Source organism: Lentzea sp. NPDC051838 (genome assembly GCF_040681245.1).
GTDB lineage: Bacteria > Actinomycetota > Actinomycetes > Mycobacteriales > Pseudonocardiaceae > Lentzea.
This window is the reverse complement of sequence record NZ_JBFAYI010000070.1, coordinates 1-8716: the sequence shown is the minus strand read 5'-3', so window position 1 is coordinate 8716 and position 8716 is coordinate 1. Positions and strand designations below refer to the sequence as shown.

The window sequence follows — 8716 nt, the reverse complement described above, 5'->3', positions numbered from 1 at the left end:
TCTAGAGGAGATGGTTCGCCGGAAGGCGACCGCGACACCGAGGGGAACACCCGTGAAGAACATGCCGATCATCCTCAGCGACCGTCGCCTGATGCTGACGGAGCTGCCGACGCTGAAGACACGCGAGGTGGACGGTCACACCGAGATCGTGACGGACCGGGACGGTGCGCAGCAGTTCACCGCGACCGTGTTCATGAAGGCCAAGGGGGAGAAGGGCGAGGAGATCAAGGTGACCCTCGCGACCGACCCCGGCGAGGAGTTCGAGGAGGGCGACATCGTGGACCTCGTTGACCCGCGCGCCTCGTTCTACTCGTTCAAGAGCGGCCGGGGCGAGACCGTGTCCGGCATCGCTTACCGCGCAACGGGTCTGGTCAAGATCGCCTGACTCGCGGGCGCTGCCCGGTGACGCCTGGCGCGTCGCGCTTCATCTGGCCTCTGTGACCGTCGAACCACCTTCGCGAATCCGCGTCGGTAGGCGTCGCCGTCGAATAGCAGGGGATTCCTTTCGAACCTTGATAATTACACAGTGGGCCAATCCATGCCTTTTTCCGGCGCAATAGTCGCGCCGGGGATTCACGTTGACCTCCGGCCGATCATTTTTCCGGCGGTCTTCGTGGCTCCCATGAGGAAAGAGGAGGTGCACGATCGTGGCGATTCAGATCATCGAGGACTACAAGACCAAGAAAGCCCTCGAACGGTACGGCCACTTCATCGGCGCAATGGACACCCTGGAGGAGGGGTTGATCGAGGCCGGGAAGCTCATCGAGCGCGTGGACGACTCCAAGGCTGGCGCCGGGTTCTCCCTGCCGACCAAGGACGAACTCGCCGCTCAGCTCAAGAAGGTGTACGAGCAGGTCGGCACGCTGCGGACCAGGGCCAAGCGCCACGAGGCGGACCTCGTCTCGCGCGAGTGGGCGGTGAAGTGACATGTCGTACGCGGTGGACAACGTGCTGGACGAGATCGCGATCGGAATGAAGGCGCTGCGCGACACGACCAAGGGCATTCCGGACGTCGGCGGAATCCGCTCCTCGCACGAGCGGGCACGCAGGGCGGTGGGTGCTCTGGTTGTCGCACTGGAGGACGTGCGTTCAAAGATCAGTGACAGTTAGGAAATAGACGATGCGTGGAGGTGGCCCGGCTCCACGCGAACTGTGAACGCATTTCTCCTGGGGCTGGGCTTCTCCCAGGAAAGGGCGATTCACGATGAGGTATTCCAACCGCAAGACGGGCGTTGAGTGGCGGGCTCTGCTGTGGACGGCCCGGCACCCCGGCATGGTGGTGGTACCGGGTGCCCTGGGGACCTCCACGGTGATGCTCGGTATCTCGACCACGGGCGCGCTCACCGGCGGGGCGCTGACGGCGCTGGGCAGCTGGTACCGGGCACACCCGGACAGCTTCGATTACTTCGCGGCCCCGGTGCTGCGGGCGTGGCGCCGCCGCTGGTTCTCCCGCTACACCGGCAAGTGGTGGAAGGACACCATGCTGGCGGTCGACCTGGCGCCGGCGCACCGCAAGACCGGTGAGCACCAGGTCCCGCGTATCACCAAGCTCCGCTCTGCTGCGTCCTCTGTGGACACGGTGTACGTGCGGATGATCCCCGGCCAGACGGCCAAGCTGTGGGAGAGCAAGACCGAGGAACTGGCCGTCGCGCTGAACGCCGAACGGGTCGGGATCGAGCAGATCCGGCCGCAGATCGTCGCACTGGTGGTGCAACGGCGTGAGTCGTTCGGTGAGGTCATCGAGGCCCCGGCGATGTCGTGGGACGCCGAGACGGTGGACCTGATGAACGTCGTCATCGGTGAGGACGAGTACGGCAACGACTGGCGCGTCCCGGTGATCGGTCAGCACATCTTCGGCGCGGGCGCGACCGGCTCGGGCAAGGGCTCGCTGGTGTGGTCCCTGCTTCGCGTGCTCGCTCCGCTGATCCGTGACGGCCTCGTGCGGCTGTGGGTGCTGGACCCGAAGCGGATGGAGCTGGTCAAGACCGAGGAGATCGCCTACCGCTACGCGGCCGAACCCGAGGACTGCGTCGAGGTGGTCGAGGAGTTCGTCGCCGACCTCGAACGCGTCCAGAGGACGTTGGCGGAGCAGGGAAAGCGCAAGTTCTCGATCTCGCGTGAGACCCCGCTCAACCTGCTGATCATCGACGAGATGGGCGCGCTGCTCGGCTTCGGCGAGATGACGGTGATCCGGGCGATGCGCAAGGCGCTGTCCTACGTCGGCACCCAGGGCCGGGCGACCGGGCACAGCATGTGCGGCTTCGTGCAGGAACCGTCCAAGGACGTCGTGCCGGTGCGCGACCTGTTCACGGTGCGGATCTGCCTGCGCGTGACCAGTGCGGCGCACGTGGACATGACGCTGGGCGAGAACGCCCGCCTGCGCGGTGCTCTGGCCGACGAGATCCCCAACGACGTCGGCACGGCCGGTATCGGCTACGTGGTGCAGGAGAAGTCCCGCGTACCGCTGCGCGTCCGAGCGTCCTATGTGGACGACTCCGAGATTCAAGAGTTGATCGAGTTCGTGACGAGTGGCCGCACGGGCGGCCTAAAGGTGGTGGCCTGAAATGTGGAGGTTCGGTTTCGCCCTTTGGGCGACGTGGCAAATGGTCCGCTGGGCCATCGTCGGCGCGGCCGTGCTGTTCGTGCTTTACCTGTGGGGCGGATTCAACGGTGCCTTCATCCTTGCGGTGTTCGGCGTCGGCCTGGGCCTGTTCGGTCTCAAGCGGACGCTCGCCAACCTGTACCGCCGCGAACTCGCGGAACGGCGGTGATGACGATGACCTCGCCGCTTCGTCTCGCCGGTCCCGGTTCGCCCGCCTCGTGGCTGGCCCGGTGCCGCGACCTCGACCGTGACCGGGTGCTCCGGCTGCTGGCCGAAGTCGACGCCAACGGGCTGGGGTTCTCGCTCACCGTGGACCGCGTGTACCGGCTGACCGGCGCCCGCAACGGTGTCCGTGTCGACGCGGACGACCAGCTCGCGGTGACGGCTCTGATCGGTGCTGGGGTGCTGGTGCCGGGCCGGGGTGACTGGCTGGACGTCGACGCCTGGCCTCCGCGTGACTACGTGCTGACGCTGTTCATCAGCGCCACCGCCGGCCGCACCTTCTACGCGGAGCTGCGTGGAGGTGAGCGGTGATGGCCCGCACGATCCCCGGTCAGCTCGACCTGTTCGCGGGCACGACCGACGCCACCCCGGCACCACTACCGGCGCCACGGTCCGGCTACGGAGGTAAGGCCGACCTCGTGATCGAGGTGCTGGACGAAGTCCACAACGGCCGCTACGGGCGCCTGGACGGCACTGACCGCGTTGTGCACCTCGACGGTGACGGGCACTGCCGCCACGCCCCCGATGGGATGTGCGACGTGGTGGAAAGCCTGCTGGCACAACGGTTCGTGAAGCTCGACTCACCGGCCTCGGTCCGGCACGGCGTGATCGCAAAGACCGTGTACCCGCTCAAGCTCACGCCGGGCGGACTCGGGCTGCTGCGCCGGTCGACCATGTTGCGTACCAGGACGTCGCGATGACCACTGCCTATCCGGTGTCCACTCAGGCCGACGTCCTGAGCCTGGCCGACGACTACGACGCGATCATCCGGCGCTTCGCCGACGACCACGGCGAACTGCCCGAGGCACACGCGGTCGACGCGGCTCAGATCGCACACCGCCTCTCCGAAATCCACGAGGAACAAGCCGAGCACTGGCGTCGGCTGTCCCGCGAACACAGGGAAGGAAAGACGCACCGATGAACAACGTCACGAAGCCCTACCCGTCCGACTGGAACGACTTCCCGCCGGACTGGATGAAAGCGGACGTCGAGTCGGTCCTGGGCATGATCGTCTCGGGCGTGCTCTACACCCGAGAGGGCCTGGTCAACGACTACGGCTGGATCAGGCACGACCACGGACCCGCGCAGCCGATCAGCGACGACGAGTCCTCGACCACGCACATCATGGTCGAACGCGGCTTCGTGATCTGGGCCGAGTCCGCCACCCTCAGCAGCGAGTCCGGCGAGACCTTCACCGCCGCACGCATGGTGCTCACTCCCGCCGGCCACCAGCTGCACGAGCAGTTGAGCAAGCGGAAGTGATCGCGGTGCTCCGCGACGCCATGCACGACCTCGACACCCGCCTCCCCGGACTCGCCGCCGAACTGGGCGGCCTGCTCGCGCGGGGACTGCTCGAAGGTCGCGACAACCCGAGCAAGACCGACAACCAGCGCGCCGGCGAGATCTGCACCGAGGTGGCCGGGCTGCTCGAAGCCGCCGCCGCTGAGTGGCGCTGGAACTCACATCTGTTCACCGAAGGGAGCTGAAACCCTTGCAGGACAACGACTCTGACGAGATCAACGAGGCGGCCGGGGTCACGAAACGAGTCGTTGACCTGCGCCACCGCAAAGCCGAGTCCGCCCACCTTCGCGGCCTCGTCAACGATCCGGACATGGCCGCCGTACGGCTGGAGTCCAAGCGTCGCGCCATCACGCGCGGCATGTGGACCTTCCTCACGCTCGGCCTCGGCTTCACCACCACCAGCGTGCAAGCGTTCCTCGCCGGCACCCGCGCGAAGTCGGACCCGCTGTGGTGGGGCGCATGGCTCGCCGAACCGATGCTCGCCGGGCTGCTGATCACGCTGCTGATGTTCGAGGCCGAAATCCTCTCGCGCGGCCTGGAGGTCAGCGAACCGTGGGTGCGGTACCTCAAGCGCATCCTGCTGACCTCCACCCTCGTCATGAGCCTGTGGCCCACCCTGACGCCACTGTGGACACCGGGAGTGCACTTCGATGGCGGCAACTTCGCCATCCACCTCATCGTGCCAGTGGTCGTCTACGGCGTCGCAGAAGTCATGCCAGTGATCCAGCACAAGTTCAACGAGGCGATCGCATGCGCCTACCGCGACGCTGCACACGCCACGACCGCCCCGGCCGCGCCGGTCGAGGGACCCGCACCGCGCAAGGCACCGAGCACCACGGCGGCGCTGGCCACGGGAACCCGCGTGCGGCTGCCGGAACCGATCCTCAACCAGGTCAAGGCCAAAGCAGCCGAACTCGCTAACGAGAGACGTGAGCTGACCGCCGACGACGTCCGCCAGGTCATCAAGGTCGCACCCGAAATGGCCGCTCAGATCGCCGCAGAAGTCCAGCAGCGCAACGGACACGCCTTCACCTAGGCCCGCCGACTCCAAGGGAGAACCGCCGTGCTCTGTCCCACCTACTACGACCACGCCCACCCCGACGGCTCCGTGTGGACCCGTTGCGACCAGAAACACTGCGACGACCTGCACGAGATACGCGTTGCGCTCCTTGAGTTCAACGGCGACAGCGACCTGATCCCCAACCACCGCGACCCCTCCGCCGATGTGCCGCTGCGCACCGACGGCAAGCCATGGCCGTTCATGCGCTGGGCGACGGCCAACGACCTCGACAAGCTCACCGCCACCTGAACCCCGGCAGCGCACAACCCCTCTGCTGCCCACATGAGCGGGACACGGCCACTCCCCTGAGCCGTGTCCCGCTTCTCGTTGCGCCACAACGGAAGGGACCGCTGATGGACATCACGCTGAACGAGGACCCGACGCACGGCACCTGGAGCGGAGGAACGGTCGTCTACCGGGTCACGGTCGACGACACGTGGATCGGCTGGGTCGGTGACGGCCGTAAGTGGAAGGGCTCGCACTACGGCCCGGTGCGCTGGTGGGCCTGCTGGCGTCAGGACGGCGACACCGCCGCCCGCTGGTGCAGCGACCTCGACTACCGCTCGCGCAACGCCGCCCGCCTCGCGCTGCTCGTCCGCATCACCGCTCACCACCTCGACTGACCCAGCTCCCCGCCCTCACCACCGCTGCCTGAACGAGAGGAGACGCCTCGTGCTGCCTGCCGACCCGGCCACCAGCCTCGAAGACCGCATCGTCCGCAAGCTGCGCTCCGTCGACTACCGCGACTGGCGCGACAAGGTCACCGCCATCGGCGGATGCGCCCAGCCCATCCGCATGTTCGGCGCGTGGCAGCTCCACGACCACGCCGGGCAGGTCTTGGAGCACAAGGGCGGGGACATCCTGGTCCCGTGCGGCAACCGCCGGCAGAGCGTCTGCCCGGCCTGCTCGGACCGCTACGCCGCCGACGCCTACCACCTGATGCACGCTGGGCTTGCCGGTGGCTCCAAGGGCATCCCGACCACGGTCACGGAGAAGCCCCGCGGCTTCGCCACCCTCACCGCCCCCTCGTTCGGCAAGGTCCACTCGGCACGCCAGAGCAGTCGAGGCAAGACCATCCCGTGCGCGTGCGGCTCCTGGCACCACCCCGACGACCCGCGCATCGGCACGCCGGTTGACCCCGACACCTACGACTACGTGGGCTCGATCCTCTGGCAGGCCAACGCCGGTGAGCTGTGGGCGCGGTTCATCCGCAACGTGAAGCGCGCGTTGATGAAGGCGGTCGGCCTGCGCGCCAACGACTTCAAGCACCACGCCCGGCTGTCCTACGCCAAGGTCGCTGAATACCAGCGGCGCGGCCTCGTCCACTTCCACGGCGTCATCCGCGTAGACGGCCCTGAGGGTCCGAGTGACCCGACGCCCAGGTGGGCCACGGCCGAACTCCTGGCGTCCGCGATCCAGGCTGCCGCGCGCTCGGTGAGCCTGGAGGTTGCCCGCCCTGACGGCCAGATCCTGACCCTGTGCTGGGGTGAGCAGGTCGACTACCGCACCATCCGGCCCAGCAACGCGGCCGAGGTCGAGCAGGACGGCGAGATCAGCGAAGCCCGGTTGGCCGGCTACGTCGCCAAGTACGCCACCAAGGGAACCGGCAAGAGCGAAGCGGCGGACCGCCGCATTCTCTCCGAACTCCACATCGGACACCTCAAGGTCTCCGACCACCACCGACGCATGATCCAAACCGCGTGGGATCTCGGTGGCCTGGACGGCTACGAGTCGCTGAACCTGCGCCGCTGGGCGCACATGCTCGGGTTTCGCGGCCACTTCCTGAGCAAGTCGCAGCGCTACAGCACCACCTTCAAGGCCATCCGCGAGGAACAGCGCACGTTCCGCACGCTCGAAGTCCTCGACCGCATGGGCTACGACCCGAACACGGTCACGGTGATCAACGACTGGACCTACACCGGCTCCGGCTACAGCACTGACGCCGAACGAACCCTCGCGCTCGCCATCGCTGAGGGTCGAAAGGAACAACGCCAACGCAAGTACGAACAGGAGGTAGCGGCATGATCGAGTCGCTTTGGGACATTCATCAGGTCGCCCTGTACCTGGGCGTACCGGTGGCGACGCTGTACCGCTGGCGCACCACGAACTACGGGCCTGAGGGCCGGCGGGTCGGCAAGCACGTCCGCTACGACCCGGACGTCGTGAGGGCGTGGTTCAAGGCGCAGCCTGCGGGGGCCGCGTGATGGCGCGTCCACGTCTGCCGATCGGCACCTACGGCGAGATCAGGTGCTACCCGACCCCGAACGGCAAGTTCCGGGCGGTGACGAACTACCGCGACTACGACGGCGTCACGCGGACTGTCGAGCGCACCGGGCCCACACCGGCCAAGGCGCTCGCTCGGCTCAAGGAGGCGCTACGTGACCGGGGCCGGATCGACGCGTCCGCCGAGATCACGAAGGACACGAAGCTCAAGGCGGTGGCCGAACTCTGGTTCCAGGACATCGCGGCTGAGGTGAGGTCCGGCAAGAAGTCCCCCGGCACCGAGCGGCAGTACCGCGATCGCCTCGACACTCAGATCATCCCAGCGATCGGCGAACTGCGGATGTCCGAAGTGACCGTGTCCAGAGTGGACCGCGTCGTGAAGGACACGGCGGAGAAGAACGGGCAAGCGGTCGCCAAGATGACCCGGACGGTGCTGAGCGGCGTACTGGGCCTCGCCACCCGGCACGACGCGTTCGACCACAACCCCGTCCGGGACGTACGGCGGATCGAGAGCGCCGCTGGGCCCGCCCGCGCCCTGGAGATCGCTCAGGCGCAAGAGCTGAGGGCCAGGATCGCCACCGACCCGGTCGCCATGCGGCGAGACCTGCCGGATTTCACCGACATGATGCTCGCGACCGGGCTTCGCATCGGTGAGACAGCGGGGATCGTCTGGGACGCGGTCGACCTGGAGGCCGGCACGGTCGAGGTGCGCGCCATCGTGATCCGGGTCAGGAAGGTCGGGCTGGTGCTCAAGCCGAAGCCCAAGAGCAAGACCGGCTACCGGACGCTGGAGCTGCCGTCCTGGGCCGTGGCCATGCTCATCCGCCGCCGACCGGCGGACGCCAAGCCGGACGACCCGATCTTCACCGCTCCGCTGGGCGGTCTACGTGACCCGTCGAACACCAACGCGGACCTCAAGGAGGCGTTCGCGGTGGCGGGCTACGGCTGGGTGACGAGTCACGTGTTCCGCAAGACCGTGGCCTCGATCATGGACGACGCGGGCCTGACCGCTCGCGCCGCTGCTGACCAGCTCGGCCACGCCAAGGTGTCGATGACCCAGGACAACTACTTCAAGCGGAAGGTGCGCAAGACTGGCGCTGCCGCTGCCCTGGAGCCGCTCGCGGTCGTCGGGCCGCTCGGCCACGGTGTGGACCCCGTGCCCCTCCCGCCGGCCGAACTGAGTCGCGACGATTCCGAGGGGTAAAGCGGGGATCCGTGAAACGAGGTGAGGCCCCATCCATGATCGGATGGGGCCTCACCTGCTGTTACGCTCCCCCAACTGGACTCGAACCAGTAACCCTGCGATT

16 protein-coding genes are annotated in these 8716 nt (G+C 67.4%); all 16 read left to right on the top strand.

Features of this window, described 5'->3' with window-relative positions; all coding sequences use genetic code 11:
• Positions 1–385: hypothetical protein (locus AB0M24_RS47860; RefSeq protein WP_363781921.1), on the top strand; the 385-nt coding region annotated here is incomplete at its 5' end.
• Positions 386–647: 262 nt separating this feature from the next.
• Positions 648–926: a helix-turn-helix domain-containing protein gene (locus AB0M24_RS47855; protein ID WP_363781919.1), complete on the top strand. Its 279-nt coding sequence runs from the start codon at positions 648–650 to the stop codon at positions 924–926.
• Between the two features lies 1 nt (position 927).
• A complete protein-coding gene (locus AB0M24_RS47850) occupies positions 928–1110 on the top strand; it encodes a hypothetical protein (RefSeq protein ID WP_363781917.1) in 183 nt (60 codons plus the stop codon).
• Between the two features lie 94 nt (positions 1111–1204).
• On the top strand, positions 1205–2563 hold the full coding sequence (locus tag AB0M24_RS47845; RefSeq protein ID WP_363781915.1) for an FtsK/SpoIIIE domain-containing protein: 1359 nt from the start codon (positions 1205–1207) through the stop codon (positions 2561–2563).
• Between the two features lies 1 nt (position 2564).
• Positions 2565–2771: a hypothetical protein gene (locus tag AB0M24_RS47840; RefSeq protein WP_363781913.1), complete on the top strand. Its 207-nt coding sequence runs from the start codon at positions 2565–2567 to the stop codon at positions 2769–2771.
• A 5-nt stretch (positions 2772–2776) separates the two neighbouring features.
• Positions 2777–3136: a hypothetical protein gene (locus tag AB0M24_RS47835; RefSeq protein ID WP_363781911.1), complete on the top strand. Its 360-nt coding sequence runs from the start codon at positions 2777–2779 to the stop codon at positions 3134–3136.
• Positions 3136–3525, top strand: a complete 390-nt coding sequence (locus tag AB0M24_RS47830; RefSeq protein ID WP_363781909.1) for a hypothetical protein — start codon at positions 3136–3138, stop codon at positions 3523–3525. Before AB0M24_RS47835 ends, AB0M24_RS47830 begins: the two co-directional genes overlap by 1 nt.
• The gene (locus AB0M24_RS47825) at positions 3522–3746 is read left to right on the top strand and encodes a hypothetical protein (RefSeq protein ID WP_363781907.1); all 225 of its coding nucleotides are present in this window, start codon (positions 3522–3524) and stop codon (positions 3744–3746) included. The genes AB0M24_RS47830 and AB0M24_RS47825 overlap by 4 nt, the downstream gene beginning before the upstream one ends.
• A complete protein-coding gene (locus AB0M24_RS47820; protein ID WP_363781905.1) occupies positions 3743–4087 on the top strand; it encodes a hypothetical protein in 345 nt (114 codons plus the stop codon). Before AB0M24_RS47825 ends, AB0M24_RS47820 begins: the two co-directional genes overlap by 4 nt.
• Positions 4084–4311, top strand: a complete 228-nt coding sequence (locus tag AB0M24_RS47815; RefSeq protein ID WP_363781903.1) for a hypothetical protein — start codon at positions 4084–4086, stop codon at positions 4309–4311. Before AB0M24_RS47820 ends, AB0M24_RS47815 begins: the two co-directional genes overlap by 4 nt.
• 5 nt (positions 4312–4316) lie before the next feature.
• Positions 4317–5162 carry a hypothetical protein gene (locus AB0M24_RS47810; protein ID WP_363781901.1) on the top strand — a complete coding sequence of 282 codons (846 nt, stop codon included), beginning with the start codon at positions 4317–4319 and terminating at the stop codon, positions 5160–5162.
• Between the two features lie 27 nt (positions 5163–5189).
• Positions 5190–5435, top strand: coding sequence for a hypothetical protein (locus tag AB0M24_RS47805; protein WP_363781899.1), 246 nt, complete (start codon positions 5190–5192; stop codon positions 5433–5435).
• 104 nt (positions 5436–5539) lie between these two features.
• Positions 5540–5809 (top strand): hypothetical protein, encoded by a 270-nt coding sequence (locus AB0M24_RS47800; RefSeq protein ID WP_363781897.1) that lies wholly within the window; start codon positions 5540–5542, stop codon positions 5807–5809.
• Positions 5810–5858: 49 nt separating this feature from the next.
• Positions 5859–7211: a replication initiator gene (locus AB0M24_RS47795; RefSeq protein WP_363781895.1), complete on the top strand. Its 1353-nt coding sequence runs from the start codon at positions 5859–5861 to the stop codon at positions 7209–7211.
• A complete protein-coding gene (locus AB0M24_RS47790) occupies positions 7208–7390 on the top strand; it encodes a helix-turn-helix domain-containing protein (RefSeq protein ID WP_363781893.1) in 183 nt (60 codons plus the stop codon). The genes AB0M24_RS47795 and AB0M24_RS47790 overlap by 4 nt, the downstream gene beginning before the upstream one ends.
• Positions 7390–8613, top strand: a complete 1224-nt coding sequence (locus AB0M24_RS47785; RefSeq protein ID WP_363781891.1) for a site-specific integrase — start codon at positions 7390–7392, stop codon at positions 8611–8613. The genes AB0M24_RS47790 and AB0M24_RS47785 overlap by 1 nt, the downstream gene beginning before the upstream one ends.
• Positions 8614–8716 lie beyond the last annotated feature (103 nt).

Bases quoted from the DNA above. Each gene is read 5' to 3' on its own strand.
- AB0M24_RS47850 (WP_363781917.1), top strand. From the start codon at position 928: ATGTCGTACGCGGTGGACAACGTGCTGGACGAGATCGCGATCGGAATG.
- AB0M24_RS47845 (WP_363781915.1), top strand. From the start codon at position 1,205: ATGAGGTATTCCAACCGCAAGACGGGCGTTGAGTGGCGGGCTCTGCTG.
- AB0M24_RS47840 (WP_363781913.1), top strand. From the start codon at position 2,565: ATGTGGAGGTTCGGTTTCGCCCTTTGGGCGACGTGGCAAATGGTCCGC.
- AB0M24_RS47835 (WP_363781911.1), top strand. From the start codon at position 2,777: ATGACCTCGCCGCTTCGTCTCGCCGGTCCCGGTTCGCCCGCCTCGTGG.
- AB0M24_RS47830 (WP_363781909.1), top strand. From the start codon at position 3,136: ATGGCCCGCACGATCCCCGGTCAGCTCGACCTGTTCGCGGGCACGACC.
- AB0M24_RS47825 (WP_363781907.1), top strand. From the start codon at position 3,522: ATGACCACTGCCTATCCGGTGTCCACTCAGGCCGACGTCCTGAGCCTG.
- AB0M24_RS47820 (WP_363781905.1), top strand. From the start codon at position 3,743: ATGAACAACGTCACGAAGCCCTACCCGTCCGACTGGAACGACTTCCCG.
- AB0M24_RS47800 (WP_363781897.1), top strand. From the start codon at position 5,540: ATGGACATCACGCTGAACGAGGACCCGACGCACGGCACCTGGAGCGGA.
- AB0M24_RS47790 (WP_363781893.1), top strand. From the start codon at position 7,208: ATGATCGAGTCGCTTTGGGACATTCATCAGGTCGCCCTGTACCTGGGC.
- AB0M24_RS47785 (WP_363781891.1), top strand. From the start codon at position 7,390: ATGGCGCGTCCACGTCTGCCGATCGGCACCTACGGCGAGATCAGGTGC.